The 20,703-nt window shown below is 72.0% G+C and carries 18 protein-coding genes; 2 read left to right on the top strand and 16 right to left on the bottom strand.

The window, feature by feature from the left end; genetic code table 11:
• Nucleotides 1–79: 79 nt before the first annotated feature.
• The 6 genes from AB0I79_RS00910 to AB0I79_RS00885 form a co-directional block, all read right to left on the bottom strand.
• Complete coding sequence (locus AB0I79_RS00910; RefSeq protein WP_357865556.1) at nt 80–1,132, bottom strand: low specificity L-threonine aldolase; 1,053 nt, start codon at nt 1,130–1,132, stop codon at nt 80–82.
• Entirely contained in the window at nt 1,129–1,758 is a 630-nt protein-coding gene (locus AB0I79_RS00905; protein WP_357865555.1) for an SDR family NAD(P)-dependent oxidoreductase, read from the bottom strand. The genes AB0I79_RS00910 and AB0I79_RS00905 overlap by 4 nt, the downstream gene beginning before the upstream one ends.
• Nucleotides 1,755–3,818 carry a DUF6421 family protein gene (locus AB0I79_RS00900; protein ID WP_357865553.1) on the bottom strand — a complete coding sequence of 688 codons (2,064 nt, stop codon included), beginning with the start codon at nt 3,816–3,818 and terminating at the stop codon, nt 1,755–1,757. The genes AB0I79_RS00905 and AB0I79_RS00900 overlap by 4 nt, the downstream gene beginning before the upstream one ends.
• 77 nt (nt 3,819–3,895) lie before the next feature.
• On the bottom strand, nt 3,896–4,552 hold the full coding sequence (locus AB0I79_RS00895) for a response regulator transcription factor (RefSeq protein WP_357865552.1): 657 nt from the start codon (nt 4,550–4,552) through the stop codon (nt 3,896–3,898).
• Between the two features lie 79 nt (nt 4,553–4,631).
• On the bottom strand, nt 4,632–6,479 hold the full coding sequence (locus AB0I79_RS00890) for a protein kinase (RefSeq protein ID WP_357865551.1): 1,848 nt from the start codon (nt 6,477–6,479) through the stop codon (nt 4,632–4,634).
• On the bottom strand, nt 6,479–7,942 hold the full coding sequence (locus AB0I79_RS00885; RefSeq protein WP_357865549.1) for a zinc ribbon domain-containing protein: 1,464 nt from the start codon (nt 7,940–7,942) through the stop codon (nt 6,479–6,481). The genes AB0I79_RS00890 and AB0I79_RS00885 overlap by 1 nt, the downstream gene beginning before the upstream one ends.
• Before the next feature lie 103 nt (nt 7,943–8,045).
• Here AB0I79_RS00885 and AB0I79_RS00880 point away from each other — a divergent pair, with 103 nt between their 5' ends.
• Both AB0I79_RS00880 and AB0I79_RS00875 read left to right on the top strand, forming a co-directional pair.
• Nucleotides 8,046–10,079: a hydantoinase/oxoprolinase family protein gene (locus AB0I79_RS00880; RefSeq protein ID WP_357865547.1), complete on the top strand. Its 2,034-nt coding sequence runs from the start codon at nt 8,046–8,048 to the stop codon at nt 10,077–10,079.
• The gene (locus AB0I79_RS00875) at nt 10,076–11,749 is read left to right on the top strand and encodes a hydantoinase B/oxoprolinase family protein (protein WP_357865545.1); all 1,674 of its coding nucleotides are present in this window, start codon (nt 10,076–10,078) and stop codon (nt 11,747–11,749) included. Before AB0I79_RS00880 ends, AB0I79_RS00875 begins: the two co-directional genes overlap by 4 nt.
• Here the strand turns inward: AB0I79_RS00875 and AB0I79_RS00870 are convergent.
• The 10 genes from AB0I79_RS00870 to AB0I79_RS00825 form a co-directional block, all read right to left on the bottom strand.
• Nucleotides 11,730–12,308, bottom strand: coding sequence for a Uma2 family endonuclease (locus tag AB0I79_RS00870; protein ID WP_357865543.1), 579 nt, complete (start codon nt 12,306–12,308; stop codon nt 11,730–11,732). The genes AB0I79_RS00875 and AB0I79_RS00870 overlap by 20 nt on opposite strands.
• 63 nt (nt 12,309–12,371) lie before the next feature.
• Nucleotides 12,372–13,013 (bottom strand): adenosylcobinamide amidohydrolase, encoded by a 642-nt coding sequence (locus tag AB0I79_RS00865; RefSeq protein WP_357865541.1) that lies wholly within the window; start codon nt 13,011–13,013, stop codon nt 12,372–12,374.
• Nucleotides 13,010–13,783, bottom strand: a complete 774-nt coding sequence (locus AB0I79_RS00860) for an ABC transporter ATP-binding protein (RefSeq protein ID WP_357865539.1) — start codon at nt 13,781–13,783, stop codon at nt 13,010–13,012. The genes AB0I79_RS00865 and AB0I79_RS00860 overlap by 4 nt, the downstream gene beginning before the upstream one ends.
• Complete coding sequence (locus AB0I79_RS00855) at nt 13,780–14,814, bottom strand: iron ABC transporter permease (RefSeq protein ID WP_357865537.1); 1,035 nt, start codon at nt 14,812–14,814, stop codon at nt 13,780–13,782. The genes AB0I79_RS00860 and AB0I79_RS00855 overlap by 4 nt, the downstream gene beginning before the upstream one ends.
• A 1-nt stretch (nt 14,815) precedes the next feature.
• The gene (locus AB0I79_RS00850) at nt 14,816–15,775 is read right to left on the bottom strand and encodes an ABC transporter substrate-binding protein (protein WP_357865536.1); all 960 of its coding nucleotides are present in this window, start codon (nt 15,773–15,775) and stop codon (nt 14,816–14,818) included.
• A gap of 199 nt (nt 15,776–15,974) precedes the next feature.
• Nucleotides 15,975–16,823 (bottom strand): Gfo/Idh/MocA family oxidoreductase, encoded by an 849-nt coding sequence (locus tag AB0I79_RS00845; protein WP_357865534.1) that lies wholly within the window; start codon nt 16,821–16,823, stop codon nt 15,975–15,977.
• A 30-nt stretch (nt 16,824–16,853) separates the two neighbouring features.
• Nucleotides 16,854–17,657, bottom strand: a complete 804-nt coding sequence (locus AB0I79_RS00840; RefSeq protein ID WP_357865532.1) for an SDR family NAD(P)-dependent oxidoreductase — start codon at nt 17,655–17,657, stop codon at nt 16,854–16,856.
• Between the two features lie 36 nt (nt 17,658–17,693).
• Complete coding sequence (locus tag AB0I79_RS00835) at nt 17,694–18,932, bottom strand: cytochrome P450 (protein ID WP_357865530.1); 1,239 nt, start codon at nt 18,930–18,932, stop codon at nt 17,694–17,696.
• Entirely contained in the window at nt 18,929–19,888 is a 960-nt protein-coding gene (locus AB0I79_RS00830; RefSeq protein WP_357865528.1) for a phosphotriesterase-related protein, read from the bottom strand. The genes AB0I79_RS00835 and AB0I79_RS00830 overlap by 4 nt, the downstream gene beginning before the upstream one ends.
• Nucleotides 19,873–20,640 (bottom strand): phytanoyl-CoA dioxygenase family protein, encoded by a 768-nt coding sequence (locus AB0I79_RS00825; RefSeq protein WP_357865526.1) that lies wholly within the window; start codon nt 20,638–20,640, stop codon nt 19,873–19,875. Before AB0I79_RS00825 ends, AB0I79_RS00830 begins: the two co-directional genes overlap by 16 nt.
• Nucleotides 20,641–20,703 lie beyond the last annotated feature (63 nt).

Below are 20,703 nucleotides of genomic sequence, written 5' to 3'. Positions count from 1 at the left end.
GCGAGCTGAGCCCGCCCGGCCCTGTGCCTGCACTGAGCCGCGAGCTGAGCCCGCCTGGCGCCTGTGCCGGCGCCGAGCCTCAGCGGCGCGTGTCGGTCATCTCCTCGGCGAGGGCGGCCGCGAAGGCGTCCACGTCCTCCTCCGTCGTGTCGAACGCGCACATCCACCGCACCTCCCCGTCCGTCCAGTCGTAGAACTTGTACCGCTTGCGCAGCCGCGCGGCCACGTCCTCCGGCAGCACCGCGAACACGGCGTTGGCCTCGACCGCCCTGGCCACCCGCACCCCGGGCACGCGCCCGACCGCCTCGGCCAGCCGCCGCGCCATCTCGTTGGCCCGGCGGGCGTTGCGCAGCCACAGGTCGCCCGAGAGCAGCGCCTCGAACTGCACCGACACGAACCGCATCTTCGACGAGAGCTGCATGAACGTCTTGCGCAGGTAGTCGACGCCGGTGGCCGCGTCCGGGTTGAGCACGACGACGGCCTCGCCGTACATCAGGCCGATCTTCGTGCCGCCGAAGGAGAGCACGTCCACGCCCGCGTCGGTGGTCAGGGCACGCATGGGGACGTCGAGCGCGGCGGCGGCGTTGGTCAGCCGGGAGCCGTCGAGGTGCACGAGCAGGCCCAGGTCGTGGGCGTGCGCGCAGATCGCGGCGATCTCGTCGGCGGTGTAGACGGTGCCGAGCTCGGTGGTGTTCGAGATCGAGACCACCTTCGGCTGGGCCCGGTGCACGTCGCCGAAGCCCCAGGCCTGCCGGTCGATCAGCTCGGGGGTGAGCTTGCCGTCGGGCGTGGGGACGGTGAGCAGCTTGATGCCGCCTGCCACCTCGGGCGCGCCGCCCTCGTCGGTGTTGATGTGGGCGCTCTCGGCACAGATGACCGCCTCCCACTGCGCGGTCATGGCGCGCAGGGAGACGACGTTGGCGGCGGTGCCGTTGAACACCGGCCAGGCCTGCGCGCGCTCGCCGAAGTGCTGCTGGAAGACCTCCTGCGTGGCCTCGGTGTAGACGTCGTCGCCGTAGGAGGTTTGGTGACCGCCGTTGGCGGCGACGATGGCCTGGAGGATCTCGGGGTGCACCCCGGCGTAGTTGTCGCTGGCGAAGGCCTTGAGCCGGGGGTCGTGCCGGGGGTTCAAGAAGTGAGGTCCAATCGTGTGCCGTTGATCTCGGCGGCGGGGCGGTCGTAGAGGCCGCCGATGGCCGCCGCCAGGTCGTTGACGTCGGTGAAGCCGGGGAACCGGCCTTCGGGGTTCCGCTCGCGCATGGCGTCGTTCACCAGGGCCTTGACGACGAGGATGGTCGCCGCGCTGGAGGTGCCCTTGAGCGCGTCGGCCAGGGAGAGCGTCCAGGCCTCGGCCGCCGCCTTGGCCGCCGCGTAGGCGGCTCCTCCCGCGCTGGGCTGCTGCGCCGCCTTGGCGGAGACGATCACGAAACGGCCGTCGTCGCTGCGGCGCAGCAGCGGCTCGAAGGCCAGCGAGACGTGCTGGAGGGTGCGGATCAGCAGGTCGTGCAGGAGGTCCCAGTCGTCGAGGCTGGTCTCGGCGAACGACTTGCCGCCGCGCCAGCCGCCCACCAGGTGCACCACGCCGTCCACGCGGCCGTGCTCGCGCTCGACGCGGTCGGCCAGGGCCTGGACGGCGGCGCGGTCGAGCAGGTCCACCTCCCGCCTGTCCACACCGATCACGGTGTGCCCATTTTTCCGGAAATATCCGGAAACGGCGTCACCTGTGGGCCCTCCGGCCCCGGTAACCAGAATGATCATGCTCGGAGTCCCTTAGTCGATTCGACCACGTCCGTCAGCTTACGGCGCAACGCCTCGTAGAACATGCTGAGCGGGAACTCGTCCGGCAGCACCGCGTCCACCTTGGCCTTCTGCTCCTCCGGCAGCGCCTCGACGCCCTTGGCCCAGGTGGAGCCGGGGTGCGGCGCCACGTACGCGCTCACCAGCTCGTAGGCCGCCAGCCAGTGCGCCAGCTTCGATCGGTCGATGCTGTCGCGATACAGCTTCTCGACCTCCCCGCGCAGATCGGCCACCCCGTCCGCGACCCGCTCCCAGTCGATCGTGAGCCGGTTGTCGGTCCACCGCACGACGTCGTTGCGGTGCAGGTAGGCGAACAGGAGCTGCCCGCCGAGCCCGTCGTAGTTGCGCACCCGCTCCCCGGTGACGGGGAAGCGGAACAACCGGTCGAACAGGATCGCCGTCTGCACGTACCGGGCGTACGGCACGCCCCGCCGCTCCAGCTCGACGGCCTCCCCGAACGCGGTCAGGTCGCAGCGCAGCTCCTCCAGCGCGTACAGCCAGTACGGCATCCGCTGCTTGATCATGAACGGGTCGAACGGCAGGTCGCCGTGGCTGTGCGTGCGGTCGTGCACCAGGTCCCAGAGCACGAACGTGTCCTGCGCCAGCCGCTGCGAGGCCAGCAGCCGCTCGGCGTCCGGCGGCAGGTCCAGCTTCAGCGTCTCGACGGCGGCCCTGGAGACCCGCCTGAACCTGGCGGCCTCGCGGTCGGCGAAGATCCCGCCCCAGGTGAACCTCGCGGGCGCCTGCCGCACCGCCACCGTCTCCGGGAACAGCACGGCCGAGTGCGTGTCGTAGCCGGAGGTGAAGTCCTCGAACGCGATCGGCACGAACATCGGGTTGTCGTAGCCGCCCGCCTCCAGCTCGGCCAGCCAGCCGGGCCAGATCGTACGGATCCAGACGGCTTCCAGGTTGCGGACCGGGTTGCCGTTCTGCGTGTACATGGGGAACACCACGACGTGCTCCAGCCCGTCCTCGCGCTGGGTGTCGGGGTGGAAGAGGTCAAGGGAGTCGAGGAAGTCGGGCACGCCGAGGTCCTGCGCGGCCCACTTGCCCAGGTCGTCCCGAACGGCCTGGAGGTAGGCGGCGTCATGCGGGAAATATCCCGAAATTTCGCCTACGCGATCCGCGATCCGCCCCACCAGGACCTTGGCCCGCTCCTTGGCCTCCGCCGGCACGGAGCCGTCCTTGACCTGGAGCGGCCGCAGCTCCTCCACGGCCTCCTTGAGCCGCGCGAACAGGGCGGCCTTCGCCTCGTCGGCCGGGGCAGCGCGCCCCTCGTCGCCGGGCACCCGGGCGGCCCAGGTCACCACGTTCCGCCAGAGCGCGCGGTGGTCGTGGTCGTCGATGGAGTCGTCGCCGAACAGGTCGGAGTCGGCGAACACCACGACCCGCCCGCGCCCGTGCCGCAGCGCCACGGCCAGCGGCTCGCCGGCCGGGTCGGCCTCCGCCGAGGTGGCGAAGAGCACCTCCGCCCCCTCCGCCGCCAGCGTGCCCGCGCGGTAGAAGCAGGCCGTCCGCACACCGGCCAGCAGCCCGGAGTCGCTGGAACGTTCCCCCAGCACCCAGGTGGCCACGTCCCGGTAGGCGTGACGGGGGTCGCGCACGGTGGTGTGCCGGACGTCCACGCCGAACCGGGCGAGCAGCTCGCGCAGGTTGTTGCCGTACTTGTCCTGCTCCTCCTCGGCCAGCACGACCAGCCCGCCGCCGCCTGCCACGAAGGACTCGACGGCGTCCAGCTCGGCGGCGGTGAGGACGGGGCTGCCCTGGCCGGTCGTGCGCTCCCACCTGTCGTTCGACGGGTGCGCGATCACCAGGACGTCCTGGTCCGCGAGCGTCTCGGGGCCGAGCGGGCCCGTCGTGTGCGCGGTGACCGTGTGCCCCAGGTGCCGCAGCAGCCCGGCCGCGCGGGCGTAGCTGGTGTCGTCGGGATGGGCGGGGTTGATGGACTCGGCCAGCTCACGCCTGATGGTCCACGACTCGTTGTGAGCCTCGTCGAACAGCACCCTGGGGAACGATCGCATGAAATATCTCCTGCATCTGCCGCCTGATACAGGAAAATATACACATATTTACGGCTTTCCTTGCTAGTCCCTCCCGGCTAGGTGGCCCCAGGGCGCACCACGCCCGTCTCGTACGCGAACACCACGGCCTGCGCCCGGTCACGCAGCGACAGCTTCATCAGCACCCGCGCCACGTGCGTCTTGACCGTGGCCTCCCCGACGTACAGGTCCCTGGCGATCTCCGCGTTGGTGAGGCCGCGCGCCAGCAGCCGCAGCACCTCCAGCTCGCGCGGCGTCAGCTCGCCCAGCGCCGGCGACGGCACGGGCTCGGCGCGGCCCGCGAACGTGGCGATCACCCGGCTCGTCACGGCCGGGTCGAGCAGCGCGTCACCGGAGTGCACCACCCTGATCGCCTCCAGGAGCTGCTCCGGCGGCGACACCTTCAGCAGGAAGCCGCTGGTGCCCGCGCGCAGCGCGGCGTAGAGGTTCTCGTCGGTGTCGAACGTGGTCAGCGTGATGACCTTGGGCGGCGAGGGGGCGTCGAGCAGCTCCCTGGCCGCCGCCAGCCCGTCGAGGCGGGGCATCGAGATGTCCATGAGGACGATGTCCGGCCGGGTACGCCGGGCCACGGCGACGGCCTCGCGCCCGTCGGCCGCCTCCCCGACGACTTCCATGCCGGGGTCGCTCTCGACGACCATACGCAGCCCGGCCCTGACCATCGCCTGGTCGTCGGCGATGACTATGCGAATGCCCACACGCGGAGGTTAGACGCCGGGTGCCTCCTTGAACACCGGGAGAACACCCGCGCCAAGCCGTACGCAAGTGAGTTCCAAGTCAGGACAGCCGCACGCTCTGCCTGATCCTCGTCTGGGTGGCGTCGTCGCAAGTGGTCTTGCCGCAGAAGTACATGATCAGCATGGTCTTGGGCTCGCGGTCGATCACGTAGCTCACGAAGGCGAGCCTGGCACCGCTGGCCGGGTCGTGCAGGGAGCCGTCGAAGCGGGTGGCGGGGCTGCTGCCCGCCTGGTCCAGCACGGGCTTGTCGAGGTCGACCTGGCCGGGGAGCAGGGCCTCCATCTTGGGTTTCATCATCTCGGCGGTGCCGCTGGCGTCGAGGGTGTCGGAGACCTGGACGTACACCCCGGCGACGCCCTCGGGGTCGTTGTTGACGATCTCCTTGACCTTGGACCAGTCGGCGCCGGGACCGGCCACGAACAGGTCCTCGAACTCCGAGGCGTGCGAGGACGCCACGGCGAACAGGTCCTGGTGGGTGCGTACCGTCCAGTCGCCCGGATAGTCGAACGTGAGCGGCGCGGCGGCGCTGGTCTTGTAGCTCATCCAGGTGTCGCCGCGATTATTCATGATCACGAACGCCACCAGCGCGAGCGCGGCCACGGCGGCCACCAGCGTGGCGGCCACGATCGGGATCCGGCCCGGCCGCCTGCCCCCGGCCGGCCGGGGCTCCTGCGTGGGCTGACCGGCCGTCCCCCGAGGCTGCGTGAACGGGGCGGCGAACGGCGGCACGGACCCCGGCCCCGATCCCGGCCCTGAAACCGGCCCTGAAACCGGGCCGGCCCCCGGCAGGGAGTGCGGCCCGGAACCCGGACCTGAGCCGGGCACGGAGTGCTGCGGCCCGGACCGGGGCCCGGACTGCGGCCCGGACTGGGATCCCGACGAGGGCGCGGACTGGGGCCCCGACGGGGGCGCGGCATGGGCTCCTCCCGCGCGCTGCACGGGATAGGGCCCGGAGTGCGGGCTCTGCCCGGGCGGCGGCACGAGATGCTGCCCCGGCCCCAGCGGGGAGCCGAGCGCGCCGAACGGGTCCGCGAAGGGGTCGTACTGGGGCCCGCTGATCGCATCGCGCAGCGCGGTCACGAACTCGGTGCAGGTCGCGTACCGCTGCTCGGGCGACTTGGCCAGCGCGCGCATGATCACGCCGTCCACCTGCGCCGGCAGCTCGGGCCGTAGCTGCGACAGCGGTGCCGGCTGCTCGGCCAGGTGGGCCCAGAGCAGCGCGATGTCGTTCTCGCGCTGGAACGGCAGCCGCGCCGACAGCGCCTCGTAGACCACGCAGGCCAGCGCGTACTGGTCGCACCGGCCGTCGATGTGCTCCTTGTTGATCTGCTCGGGCGACATGTAGCGCGGCGTGCCGATGAACTGGTCGGTCTGCGTCAGCCCCGAGATCGACGAGCGGTGCTTGGTGATGCCGAAGTCGGTCAGGTAGACGTGGTCACCGGCCAGCAGGATGTTGGCCGGCTTGACGTCGCGGTGGATCAGGTCGTGCGCGTGCGCGGCGTCGAGCGCGGCGGCCACCTGCGAGAAGATCTGGTTCGCCTGGCCGAGGGGCAGCGGCCCGCGGTCGTAGATGAGGCGGCGCAGGTCGAGGCCGTCCACGTACCGCATGGCGATGTACAGGACGCCGTCGACGTCGGCGTTGGCCTCGTAGATCGGGATGATGTTGGGGTGCTCGATGCTGGCGACCGTCCTGGACTCCAGGATGAACCGCTGCCTGAACCTGTCGTCGACGCTGAGCACCGGGTTGAGGATCTTCAGCGCCACCCGGCGGCTCAACCTGGGGTCGAGCGCGAGGTAGACGACGGCCATGCCGCCCTTGCCGACGATGTCCTCGATGTAGTACCCGGCCACCTCCTGGCCGATGAGTGCTCTTTCGTTCAATGGCATCACGTCTCGATGGGGTGGCCGCAGTAGCCGCAGAAGCGGTGCGCCGGTCCGAGCCTCATGCCGCACGAGGTGCAGTACTTGATCGCCGGATCCGGCGCGGTCATCACCTGCTGCTGCTGCGGGACCACTTGGAACGACTGGGACCGCCGCACGACCACGGTCTGGTTGGCGCCGTCGTCGAGCGGTGGACTGGCCGCCAGCGGCTGTGGCAGTTCTGTCTGTCTTTCAGGAGTGCGGCGGCGCCACAGCAGATACGCTCCGCCCCCGGCGGCCATGAAGAGAATTCCCGCCGCCGCGATGTACGGCCACAGCGGCGTGGACTCCGCGGGCTCGTCCGAGGCCTTCTTCGTGCCCTGGTCCTCCGGGCCGCCCCGCTTGGCCAGCGAGGTCTTCAGCAGCGCCGCGGCCACCACGTTGCCCGGGTAGAGCTCCAGCACGCGCTGGAAGCCCGGCGCGGCCTCGGTGTAGTACTTCGTGTGATAGCGGGTCAGCGCCGCCTCGAAGGCGGTGTCGATCGCGCCCCTGCGCGGCACGACCTTGGCGGCGGCCAGGATGGCGGTGACCTCCTTGACCCCGATCATCTTGCCCTCCTTGCCGCCTCCGACCAGCAGGCCGATGACGTGGCCGTCCTTGTCGCCGATCACCGGCGCGCCGACGAGGCCCTTGTCGGCGAGGCCGCCGAGCTTGACCGGCTCGTCGACCTTCTTCTCGGGGTCGGCGAACGGCCTGCCGGCGCCGCCCTGCACGCCGCCCTTGCCCAGGTGGGCGATCTCGACGGTGTGCGCCACGTTCGGGCCCGGCCTGCCGAGGAAGCCGGCCACGTTCGTGGGCGAGCCCTCCTGGTCGGGGACCTTGTCGGCGAGCGGCGCGGTCGGCATGCCGACGCCGCCGGCGACGGGGGTCAGCGGCACCAGCACGGCCGGGTCGTCGGGGCCGGGGCCGGCCTTGATGCACTTGACCTTGTAGCCGTCGGGGCTGGCAGGCGAGACGTTGGGGAAGGCCGTGATCTCGGTGGTGATGTTGACGATGCAGGTGGCGGTGTCGCTGCCGGGGGTGTAGCACTGCTGGAGGTGACGGTTGAGCACGTCGTCGGAGAGCTTGTGCTTGTCGTAGTCGGCCGGGATCTTCACCTTGTGGTGCTCGGCGAAGATCTTGTTGGCGGCGTAGATGGCGACGTCGTTCGGGTTCACGGCGAGGCGCCTGAGGGCCACGATGGTGCCGTCGGGGTTGACGACCGTGCCCGTGCCCGCGGCGAACGGCAGGCTGTAGGAACGATCCACGTGTTTCAGCTCGCCCACGTGGTCGAGCAGGGTGATCTTCACGTGCGACACGGCTTCCAGTCGCACCACGGCCGGGCTCACCAGGTCGGTGATCCCGCTCGGGTGCTCGTGGGCCGCGACCGGCGTCGCGATGAGCGCCAGTGCCACCGCGGCGCCACCGGCAAGAGCTGTGAGGCGCGCCATCTCCGCTCCAAACACTGGAATAGGACCAGGTTCCCAATCACATGGCGTAAGTCAATAGACCACCACATAGACAAGCGCTTGCTCGGGGACATAACGTACCTGGATGGGTTACGCGATCGGCGTCGATGTCGGCGGCACCTTCACCGACGTGGTCCTGAGAGGCACGTCCGGCGCGATATCCGTGGCCAAATGTCTGAGCACCCACTACGACCCCATCGCGGGCATCGTCTCCGGCGTTACGCGCGTGCTCGGCGGCCGGGACCCGGCGCAGGTCACGCGGGTGGTGCACGCGACCACTCTGGCGACCAACGCGGTGCTCGAACGCACCGGGGTGCGGGTCGCCTTCGTCACGACCCAGGGCTTCCGCGCGGCCGTCCCGCTCGGCCGGTACGCCCGCGTCGAGGAGGACCGCTACGACCTGCGCTTCACCCCGCCGCCTCCCCCGGTCGCGCCGGGCGACTGCTTCGAGGTGGTGGAGCGCGTCTCGGCCCGCGGCGCCGTGCTGACCCCCCTCGACACCGGTTCGGTACGCCGGGCGGCCGCCGCGATCGCGGCCCGCGGGATCGAGTCGGCGGCGGTGTGCCTGCTGCACGCGTACGCGAACCCCGCGCACGAACACCGGGTGGCGCAGATCCTGCGCGAGACGATCCCCGCCGTCGTCACCTCCTCCGAGGTGTGGCCCGAGATCCGCGAGTACGAGCGGGCCACCACCACCATCATGTCCGCCTACATCGGCCCGCTGATGGCGTCGTACCTCTCGCGGCTGCGGGAGCGGCTGGCGGAGATCGGGATCCGCGCGCCCGTCCACGTGATGGAGTCCAGCGGCGGCGTGATCTCGGCCGAGCTCGCCGCCAGGCGGGCCGTGGCCACGATCGAGTCGGGCCCCGCGGCGGGGGTGCTGGCGGCGGCGGGGGCCGGGTTCGCGGACGCGATCTCGTTCGACATGGGCGGCACCACCGCCAAGACGTGCGTGGTGCGCGGCGGGCGGCCGGAGATCACGCACGAGTTCCACGTGGGCGGCAAGGGCAGCTTCGGCGGCCGGCGGGCCGGCACCGGCGTGCCCATCAAGACGCCGGCCATCGACCTGGCGGAGGTGGGGGCGGGCGGGGGCAGCGTGGCCTGGCTGGACCCGGCGGGCGCGCTGCGCGTCGGCCCGCGCTCGGCCGGCTCGTCCCCCGGGCCCGCCTGTTACGGCCTCGGCGGCTCCGAGCCGACCGTCACGGACGCGAACCTCGTGCTCGGCTACCTGTCCTCCGCCTCCATCCCGCTGTCGCCCCCGCTGGCGGACAAGGCGCTGGACCGGCTGGCCTCCCCGCTGGGGGTGCCGCGGGAGGAGGCCGCGTACGCCGTGCACGAGATCGTCAGCGCCTCGATGGCGTCTGCGGTGCACGTGGTCACGGTGCAACGCGGCATCGACCCCCGCGGCTTCGCCCTCGTGGCCTTCGGCGGGGCCGGGCCCATGCACGCGGCCCGGATCGCCGAACGGTTCGGCATCGGAACGGTCGTGGTGCCGGCCCACTGCGGGGTGGCCTCGGCGGCGGGCCTGCTGTCGGGGGCTCTGTCCACCGAACGCGTCCTGTCCCGCCTCGACGCCCCCGACCCCGGGGCCCTGTTCACCTCGCTGGCCGAGGAGGCCGCCGCCGACCTCGACGTCCCGCTCGGGGCGCCGGGGGTGCGGGTGCTGCGCTCGGTGGACGTCCGCTTCAGGGGCCAGTCCCACGACCTCACGGTGGGCTGGTCCGCCGACCGCGCCGTCCTGGAGTCGCGCTTCTTCCGCAGGTACGCGGAGGTGTACGGGATCACGCAGCGGGGCGAGATCGAGCTGGTCAGCTATCGCGTCCGCGTCACCACCCCACCGGACAGCCCCCCGCCCTACAGCCTCCCGCCGGGCAGCCCTCCACCGGACAGCCCCCCGCCCGGTGGCGCGCCCGGCACCCGGAAGGCGTACTTCCCGGAGTGCGGCGGCTACACCGACGTCCCCGTCCACACCAGGCAGACCCTCGCCACGGCAGGCGGCACCGTACGCGGCCCGGCCATCGTCGAGGACCCCGAGGCCACGACCGTCATCCCACCCTCCTGGACGGCCGCCCTCTCCCCCGCCCGGGCCATCCACCTCACCAGGAGAAGCGCCCCGTGACCACGGACTCCCTGACCGCCGAGGTGCTCAGGAACGCCCTGGTCGTGGCCGCGGAGGAGGCCAGCATCGTGGTGGTGCGCTCGGCGTACTCGACGTTCATCGTCGAGGGCTCCGACGCCTCGGCGGCCGTCCTGGACGCCCGCGGCCGCCTGATCGCCCACTCCATGGCCACCACGCTGATGAACAGCATGGCGCTCAAGCTCGCCCTCCCCGAGCTGCTCAGGGACATCCCCCCGGACACGATGCGCCCCGGCGAGGTGTACGCGCTCAACGACGCCTACCGCGGCGGCGTGCACACCAACGACCTGCTGGTCTACCGCCCCGTCTTCGTCCGGGACGCACCCGCCTACTTCACCGCCACCATGATCCACGTCTCGGACCTGGGCGGCCTCTCGGCAGGCGGGATGGCCCCGCTGGCCACGGACATCTTCCTGGAGGGCCTCCAGCTCCCCCCGGTGCGTCTGGCCACCGCCGATGGCCTGGAGCCGGCGATCGAGGCGATACTGAAGGCCAACAGCCGCACCCCGGACAAGGTCATGGGCGACGTACGCGCCCTCGTGGCCGGCACGGCGGTGGCCGCTGCCCGCATGGAGTCCCTGATCGCCGAGTACGGCGAGCACGGCCTGGCCGCGGGCGTGGACGCCTACCTCGACCACACGGAGGCCAGGACCAGGGCGGCGCTGGCGGAGCTGCCGGAAGGCCGGTTCGAGGCGTCGTACCCGATCGACGACGACGGGATCGACCCGGACCGCCACCACCACGTCCGCGTGGCCGTCACGCTGGACCGGCGCACGGCGGCGCTGGACTTCGCCGGCACCGGCCCGCAGGTGCCGGCGGCGATCAACGCCTCGGCGTCGCAGTCGCTGGCCGCCGCCGTGTTCGCGATCCGCTGCTTCCTCGACCCCACGATCCCCATGAACGACGGCTGCCTGCGCGCCATCGACGTGCATCTCCCGGAGGGCTCGCTGCTCAACGCCCGCTCCCCGCACCCCTGCGGCGGCCGGTACGTCCCGATCTACGCCGCCATGGAGGCCGTCTTCCAGGCGCTGTCGGACGCGGTGCCCGAGCGGGCCATCGCGGCCAGCGGGATCCTGCAGCCGTTCTCGATCTCGGCGGTGGGGGCGCCGTACTGGATCCACCTGTCGTACGACTTCGGCGGCGTGGGCGCGCGCCGCGGCCTGGACGGGCCGGACGCGACGGGCGTGCACTTCGGCGTCGGGCGGAACTCGGTGCCGCAGGTGGAGCCGGTGGAGAGCCGCTGCCCGCTGATCGTGGAGTCGATCGAGACGATCCCCGACTCGGGCGGCCCCGGACGGTACCGGGGCGGGCTGGGGTCGCGCACGGTGTACCGGTTCCTGGCGGACTGCCACGTCACGACGCGCGGCGACCGGCTGCGCCTGGCGCCTCCCGGGCGGGAGGGCGGGCTGCCGGGCCGGCTGGGCGGGTTCTACCGGCGGCGGCTGGACGGGACGGTGGAGCGGCTGGCGTCCAAGGTGAACAACGTGCGGTTCGCGGCCGGGGAGGCGTTCGTCGTGGAGACGACGGGCGGGGGCGGGCTGGGGCCCGCGGCCGAGCGGGATCGGGAGGCGGTGCTGGCGGACCTCGACGCCGGGCGCGTTTCGGCGCGGGGTGCGGCCGAGGACTACGGCTTCAGCCCCGAAGACGCATGAGGTCGGCCGGGTCGAAGGTCACCGGGAACGGAGCCGCCGAGGAGAGCCTGGTTCCGGCCTTGTGGGCGACAGGCCCTGAATAGGAGTTGCCGTCGAGCTCGTAGACGTAGACCGTTGGCCCTTCCATGGGCTCGACACGCCAGTAGATGGGGATGCCGGCCTCGGCGTATGCCGCGACCTTGGTGGCTCGGTCATGGGTCTTGCTGCTCGGGCTGACCACCTCCACCGCGAGCAGCAGATCGCTGGGCGAGTACATGAGATCCACCCCCTCGGACACCTGCTCCGGCACGACCACGAGGTGGGGGATGAAGAGGTTCTCGTTGCTCCGTCTGACGTTGACCGTGGTCAAGCACTCCAACCCGGGTGGTGCCGCGGTCTGGAGGATGAGCAACAGCCTCGTGATGACTCGCTGGTGCCGGGGGGTGGGGGCAGGGCTCACCAGTAGGCTCCCGTTGAAGAGCTCGTAGCGGTTCCCGTCGTCGGGAAACTCGAGTAGGTCCTCGACGGTGAACGGCGCGCTGGGAAAGCCGGTGCGCCCCGTCGGTTCGATCGTCGCCATCGCGGTCACCCACTCAGTTTCGGGAGCCTCGCCCAAGCCCACATGCTACTTCCCCGATTTCCCTCACTTTAAGTGACGAGGCCGCCACTCCTCGGCCCCGCGCCGCACCGCCGCGTGCACCGCCCGGGCCACCCGAGCCCCCCACTCCGACCGAGGCCCGCCGAACAGCTCCTCCTCCCCCGCCACAGGCACCGCCACGCACACCGCGTCGGAGGCCGTCCCCGTCCCGGCGAAGCCCGTCTCGACGAGCGCCTGGGTCTTCGCCTCCGTGACCGTCATCACCGTGTTCACCAGCGCCGCGTCCGTCATGGCCACGGGCAGCACGGCCACGATGTTGATCGTCCCGACCCGCATGGGCGCCAGCTCGGGATCGACGTGCCCCTCCGGCGCCGCCGCCCACGTGGGAACCCGCAGCCCCACGGTCGCGTACGCCTCCACACCCCCATCGGCGGCCCGCACGTAACGATCCACTGAGGCCGCGGTCATCATCCCGACCCCGGCCCCGTCCCGAGGCCCCAGCGACGCCAGGTGATCGACGGGGTCCATCCGCGCGTACCCGGCCACGACCTGCGCGTTCAGCACCCACTCCCGGGGCCCGATCCCGCCCCCGAGCATGGCCGAGGAGATCATCCGCCATCCGGGCCCGAACTCCCAGAGCAACGACCCGAGCCGAGCCCCCTCCTCCACGCGATAGCTGAGCTTCACGGCCCTCCCCGCACCAGGTGCACGACGGGCCGCCCGTCGGGCCCTGGCTCGATCTTCACATGCGCGTCGAAGTGCCGTCCCACGAGTTCCTCGGTCAGCACCTGGGCGGGCTCCCCCGAGGCGACGGCCCGGCCGCCGGTCAGGAGCAGGAGGGAGTCGGCGTACAGGCCGGCGACGGTCAGGTCGTGCAGGGTGGTGACGACGGTCAGCCCGTCGGTGCGCCGCAGCCGGTCCACCAGCTCCAGCACCTGCTGCTGGTGCCCGAGGTCGAGGGCGGTGGTGGGCTCGTCCAGCAGCAGCGCGGGGGCCTCCTGGGCGAGCGCCCTGGCGAGCACGACGCGCTGCCGCTCCCCACCGGACAGCTCCCCGACGCGGCGCCCGGCCAGCGACGTCAGGTCAAGCCGCTCGATCACGGACTCCGTCACCTCGCGGTCGTGCCGGCTCTCGCGCCCCAGGTAGGGGATGTACGGCGTGCGCCCCAGCAGCGCGTAGTCGAAGACCGTCATCTCCGGCGGCAGGGCGGGCGTCTGCGGCGCGTACGCCAGCAGCCTGGCCCGCTCGCGCGGCTTGAGCCCGCCGGACGGCCGGGAGTCGAGCAGGACGCCGCCCCGGTGCCCGACCAGCCCCATGAGCGCCTTGAGCAGGGTGGACTTGCCGGCACCGTTGGGCCCGATGACGCCCACCCATTCGCCGCGCCGTACCTCGAGGTCCACGCCGTCGAGCACGTCGCGCTCCCCGAGCCGCACGGACAGGCCGCGAGCGCTGATCATGTGGCGGCCCGCCTGGTCATCCGCAGGACGGCCACGAAGAACGGCGCGCCCACGAACATGGTCACGACGCCGATCGGCAGCTCGGCGGGCGCGATCACGGTGCGCGCCACGAGGTCGGCCAGCACCAGGAACGCCGCCCCGCCGATCAGCGAGAGCGGCAGCACGATCCGGTACGAGCCGCCCGCGATCCGCCGCACGACGTGCGGCACCACGATCCCGACGAACCCGATCAGCCCGCTCACCGCCACGGCCGCCGCGGTGGCCAGCGACGCGGCCAGCAGCACCATGAGGCGCACCCTGGCGGCCCGCAGGCCCAGACTGGTGGCCTCCTCGTCGCCGACGGACAGCACGTCCAGCATGCGCCCGTGCAGCAGGAGCAGCACGGCGGAGACGGCGGCGTACGGCAGGACGAGCCAGAGCTGGTCCCACCCGCCGCCGACATCGCCGAGGATCCACGAGTAGATGCGCTGCAACTCCTCGACCTTGAACTGCTGGACGAACGTCTGGATCGCGGTCAGGAACGAGGTGACCGCCACCCCGGCCAGCACCAGCGTGGCGGTGCCGCCGGCCCGCCCGGCGGTGTTGCCCAGCGTGTACGCCAGGAACACGCCGCCCACGGCCCCCAGGAAGGCCGCCACCGGGATGCTCCCGGCCATGGCCGGGAGCAGCACGATGGCCGCGGTCGCCGCGAGCCCCGCCCCGGCGGCGGCGCCCAGCAGGTACGGGTCGGCGAGCGGGTTGCGGAACACGCCCTGATACCCGGCGCCGGCCATCGCGAGTAACCCGCCGACCACGGCGGCGACCAGCACTCGAGGCAGCCGCAGCTCGAACAGCAGCCCCTGCTCGACGGGCGCCAGCCCCGAGTCCACGTGGGTGAACGGCAGCCAGTCCACGACCTGCAGCACGACCTGCCAGGGCGAGATGTCGGCGGCCCCGTCGAGCAGAGCGGCGATCATGGAGACGGCCAGCACGCCCAGCGCGCACACCACCCACAGGGGCCGGGCCCTGGACGGGCCCGCCTGTGTCACCACGTCAGCTCGTGCCCGCCTTCGAGACCGCGGCGCCGATGGCCTCCGCCAGGTCGACCACCCGCGGCCCCCACCGGGAGGCGATGTCGTCGTCGAGCTGGACCACCTGGTCGTTCTTGATCGCGGACAGGTTCTGCCATCCTGGCCGCTTGGCCAGGGTGTCCTTGCTCTGCTGGCAGCACTTGACGTCGGCCAGGAAGATCAGGTCGGGATCGGCCTGGGCCACGAACTCGGCGGACAGCTTGGGGTAGCCGCCGGCCGCGTCGGGCGCCTTGTCGGCGATGTTGGTCAGGCCGAACAGTCCGTAGATCTGGCCGATGAAGGTCTTGGACGTGGCGGCGTACGGCGTGGTGTCGAGCTCGTGGTAGTACGTGAGCTGCTTGTCCTTGGGCGCCTGTGCGGCCAGCTTGCCGATGGCCGCCTTCATGCCGGAGACGACCTCGTCGGCCTTGGCCTGGTTGCCGGTGGCGGCGCCGAGCTCGGCGATCTCCTCGTAGGCCTCGTCGAGCTGGGTGGCGGCCGGCTGGAGCAGGACGGGCACGTTCACCTTGCCCAGCTCGGCCACGACCTTGTCGAGGTCGTCGGAGACGATGACGAGGTCGGGCTTCTGGGCGACGATGGCCTCGACGTTCGGCTTGAAGCCGGACAGGTTCGTCCTGGGGGCCTCGGGCGGGTGGTTCGACTGGTCGTCGACCGCGATGACCTGGGGGCCCGCGCCGATGGCGAACAGCGTCTCGGTGTGGGTGGCCGACAGCGAGACGATCCGCTGGGGCTTCTTGGAGATGGTGACCTTGCCGTTGCCCGCCTCGATGGTGACGGGGAAGCCTCCGGAGGAGGCGGCGGGAGCCGTGGGGGCGGCCGTGGTGGGGGCGGACGCTGTGGTGGTGTCGCCGCCCTGGCCGCATCCGGCCAGGAGGAGCGTTCCCAGCAGCGCGCCTGCGAAGGCCGTGCGTACGGGCCTCACGAGAAGTCCTTTCACACTGTTCGGAACCGAGAGACCCGCATAGTGCGACGGATCACCCTTTTCCACGAGGGTTGATGACGTCAGCGCGGAGGCAGGCGACCTGGCTATGACAGTTGCGGGACAGCGCCGGACTCGCACCGGACTTCGCTGCGCTCTGCGCATCGGACAAACGTTATCAATGCCCCGGATGCCGCCTGCGTCAAGGGGCGAGTTGAGCCTGCGCCTCGGCGATGATCCGCTGCAGCCGCAGGCCGTGGGCGGCGTCGAGGGGATGCCCGCCGCCGTCGCGCACGGTCCTGGCGAACTCCTCGGCGACCGTCTCCAGGGGGTCGTCGTCGAAGTGCGGCAGGACGGCGCTGCCCGCGCGGCCGTACACGGCGATCGTCTGCGGCGGCGGGTCGCCGGCGGCGGTCATGCACAGGGACACCTCGCTGACGGCGCCGCCCTCGTGGTCGAGCAGCAGGCCCGTCCAGCCGAGCGGGTGGCCGTGCGCGCGGACGCCGGTGACGCGGCCCAGGGCGGCGTCCAGGAGGTCGATCACGTGCGGGCCGACGTCCAGGAGCGCGCCGTGCGCGTGCCGCCAGGGGGTGGCGAAGGGGTGGTCGCCGAGGAGGATGCCGGAGATGTTCGCGGCGTGGCCGCCGAACGGGTCGATCCCGGCGCAGCGGGCGAGGAAGGCGCGGGTCTGCGGGGCGTACCTGAGGGTGAGCACCAGCTGGGAGGCCACGCCCGCCTCGGCGACGGCCCCGGCCACCCGCTCGGCGTTCTCCAGGGTGTCGGCGAGCGGCTTCTCCAGCAGCAGCGCCTTCCCGGCGCGGGCGGCCCGCACGGCGTACTCGGCCTGCACGGCGGGCGGCACGCAGAACGCCACGGCCTCGCAGTGCTCGAACAGCTCCTCGACCGTCGCGAACACGGGCGCCCCCAGCTCGGCGGCGGCCTCCGGCCTGCGTGCCCACACCCCGGCCAGCCGCGTGTGCGGCCCCTTGGCCAGCATCGGCGCGTGCGCCATCCGCGCCCACGGCCCCGCCCCGATCAGTCCTACCGCCACCGGTTCACTCTGATTGCTCACCGGTGCAACCTACGGCCGCGAGCGCCACTGCTCAACAGCGTGCTGGGGGCGGTGCGCGAGGGTGCCCGAGTCGATCACCAGGGTCTGCCCCGTCAGGCAGCGGGACTCGTCACAGCACAGGAACGCCACCAGGTTGGCGACGTCCTCCATCGAGCACGCCCACGGCAGCAGCCGTTCGGCCTGCTTGTCGGCGAGCTGCGCGGGCGTCATGGCCCGCTCGGCGGCCGGGGTGAGGACGAGGGCGGGCGCGACCGCGTTGCAGCGGATCCCCCGCGAGCCGTACATGGTCGCCACGTACCGGGTGAAGCCGATCAGCGCCGCCTTGGAGGCGCCGTAGGCCGCGTGCACCGTGTCTCCCACCAGGGCGGACACCGACGACGTGAGCACGACGGCGCCTCCGTCGGGCATGGCGGGCACCGCGTGCTTGACCATGAGCATGGCGCCGCGCAGGTTGACCTCCATGGTGCGGTCCCAGACGGCCACGTCGAGCGTCTCCAGCTCGCGGTCCCGCCCGTACACGCCGTGGTCGAGCACGGCGGCGTTGGAGTGCAGGACGTCGATCCGGCCGAAGGAGGCCACCAGCGTCGCCACCGCCTCCTCCACCTGCTTCTCGTCGGAGACGTCGCAGGTCAGCGCCATCCCGGTGCCGCCGCGGGCGCGGATGGCGGCGGCGGTGGCCCGCGCGCCGGCCGTGCGTACGTCGAGGACCCCGACGCAGGCCCCCTCGGCGGCCAGGCGGGCGGCGCAGGCGGCCCCGATGCCCGACCCGGCGCCCGTCACGAGCGCCACCTTCCCGTCGAAGCGCCCGCTCACCGTTCCACCCGCCCGCTCACCGGGCCACCCATCCGCTCACCATTCCACCCGCAGGGACGTCAGGCCGCGGCCCACGATCGACCTGCGGTAGGAGATGTCCTGGCCGGGCGCGAGCCGCAGCCCCGGCAGCCGCCGGCCGAGCACCTCCAGCGCCGTGCGCAACTGCAGCCGCCCCAGCGCGGCGCCCACGCAGAAGTGGATGCCGTAGCCGAAGACCAGGTGCTCGGCGGCGTTCGGCCGGTCGATCAGGAACCGGTCCGGGTCCGGGAAGACCGTCCCGTCGTGGGCGGCCGAGTCGGTGGACAGCAGCACGAGGGCACCGCGCGGGATCGTCACGCCGTGCAGGGTGACGTCGTCGGCCGCGTACCGGAAGGAGCCCAGGGACGCCCCGTCGATGCGCATGCACTCCTCGGAGGCGTTCGCGACCAGCTCGGGCGGCACCGGCCAGGCGCCCTCGCGCAGCAGCCGCAGGACGGTGTTGCCGAGCTGGTTGGGCACGGTGTCGTTGCCGCCGAGCAGGATCGTGGAGATCAGCTCCACCACCTCGCGGTGCGTCAGCTCGTCGCCGATGAGCGAGGTCATCAGGGACGTGAAGTCGTCCTGGGGGTCCTTGGCCCGCGCGGCGACCAGGCGGTCCACGTAGTCGAGGTAGGTCAGGAAGCTGCCGGCCAGCTCCAGTTGCCTGGCCGGCGGCTGCGGGGAGAGGAAGAGCTGGAACCAGTCCTTGACGCGCGCCTGCACGAACGCCTCGTCCGCCTCGGGCACGCCGATGAAGCGGGCGGTCAGCTTGACCGACGGCTCGTGGCCGATCTCGCTGACGAAGTCGGCGTGCCCGCTGGGCGCGAGCCGGTCGAGCAGCTCCTCGTTCAGCCGCCTGAACTGCTGCTCCATGGCGGACACCGCGCGCGGCGTGAACGCCTTGGACACCGACCGGCGCAGGCGGGTGTGGTCGGGCGGGTCCACGTTCGCCACGAAGCTGGACAGGAACGAGCCGTGCTCGCCCAGCTTCTCCCGCGTCTGGCGGGTGAGGCTGCGCGAGATCGTCAGCGAGCCCTTGGAGGAGAAGCGGCGGGGGTCGCCGTACGCGGCCCGCACGTCGGCATAGCGGGTCAGCACGTACGCGCCCAGGTGCTCGCTCCTGAACACCGGCGCCTGCTCGCGCAGCCTGGCCAGGAAGGGGTACGGGGCGGCCACGTGCCAGTCCGCGCCGACGTCGAAGTCCCCGGCCATGAAGTCCCCCGTCATGAAGTCCCCGGCCATAGAGTCCTCTGTCATGATGCGAAGATCCTCCGCGGGTTGACGACGAGCATCTGGTGGATCTGGTCGTCCGTGACGCCCCGCCCGCGCAGCGCGGGCAGCACGTCGCGGGAGATGTGCAGCAGGTGGTAGCGGGGATGCCGCTGCCGGACGACGCCGGCGTCGAACCGGTCGTTGAAGCAGTACGAGTCGTGGCTCAGCACCATCCGCCCGGCGTGCCCCCGCTCGCACAGCTCCGCCACGATCGCCACCCGGTCCTCGAACGGGCTGATCGTCTCGATGCCGAACCGGTCCATGCCCAGGTACGACCCGTTGGCGATCAGCTCCTCCAGGTACGCCACGTCCGTCGAGTCACCGGCATGCCCGATGACCACCCGCCCCAGGTCCACGCCCAGCGAGGCGAGCAGCTTCTGCTGGTCGAGCCCGCCCCTGGACGCGCTGTGGGAGTGGGTGGTGATCGGCGCCCCGGTCTCCAGATGCGCCTCGGCGACGGCCCTGAACACCCGCTCGCACCCCTTGGTCAGGCCGAGGTGGTCGGAGGCGCACTTCAGGATGGCGGCCTTGACGCCGGTGCGGCCGATGCCCTCGGTGAGGTCCCGGACGAAGAACTCGGCCAGCCGGTCCGGCCCGCCGAACAACGATCCAGGGCCCCGGTTGGCGAAGTACGGCGGCAGCGCGTCGTAGGTGTAGAGGCCGGTGGCGGCCACGATGTTCACGGAGGTCAGCTCGGCCACGCGCTGGACGGCCGGGACGTACCTGCCCAGGCCCACCACGGTGAGGTCCACGATGGTGTCGACGCCCGCCGCCTTGAGCGCGTCGAGCTTGCCCGCCGCCTCGCGCGCCCGCGCCTCCAGGTCCCAGCCCTCGGGGATGTCCGGCCAGTTCCACAGGATCTCCGGGCTCAGCCCGAAGACGTGCTCGTGCATGAGCGTCGCCCCGAGGTCGGCGACCGGGCCCCTCACGGTTTCAGGCACGGGAACCTCTCGTGCTCGAACGGCCGGTTCACCTGCAGGCCGAGCCCGTCGGTCTGCTTGTACGGCAGGCCGGTGTAGAGGGCGTCGGCGTCGAAGTAGGTGGCGGTGAAGGACAGGCGCGGGGTGTCGCGGCGGTTGGCGGGGGCGCCGTGCACGGTCAGGGCGTGGTGCACGGTCGCGTCACCGGCCTTGAGGTCGAGCGGCGGCGACAGCTCCAGCTCCTTGAGCCAGGGGTGCTGGGTGAGCTGGTCGTCGCCGGGGCGGGTGAAGCTGCGGCCGAGCAGGCCGTACCGGTGCGAGCCGTCGTAGAAGCGCAGCGACCCCATGTCGGCGGGCACGTCGGACAGGGCGAGCCAGACGGTGAGCATGGCCGAGCGGTCCATCGGCATCCACGGGAAGTCCTGGTGGAACTCGGTGGCGCCGTGCTCGCCCGGCTCCTTGACGAGCAGGTTGGTGACCTGCACGCGTACCGCGCGCACGCCGCGCAGCAGCCGGACGGCGGTGCGGCCCATCGCGGGGCTCAGCGTCAGCGCGGCGAACGCCTCGTCACTCGCCGCGATGTCCCTGGACTGCCCGAACGCCTGGTCGACGAGCGTCTCGTGACGTTTGGTGCGCTCCCGCAGGTAACCCGTGGCCCGCTCGCGCAGCTCGGTGGCGACGCCGGGCGGGACCAGCCGGCCGAGCCGTACCCAGCCGTGCTCGGCGAAGAACGCCGCCTCGTCGTCGGTCGCCTGACGCACCGGGATCTCCATGCCACCAGTCTGGCACCTAAAGCAAGCGCTTGGTAAGCCCCCGCCGTCTGAGTACCCCCTTAC

The organism is Nonomuraea sp. NPDC050202 (genome assembly GCF_040656115.1).
Taxonomy (GTDB): domain Bacteria; phylum Actinomycetota; class Actinomycetes; order Streptosporangiales; family Streptosporangiaceae; genus Nonomuraea.
The sequence above is the reverse complement of the archived record's forward strand: the minus strand, read 5'-3'. Positions and strand labels throughout refer to the sequence as shown.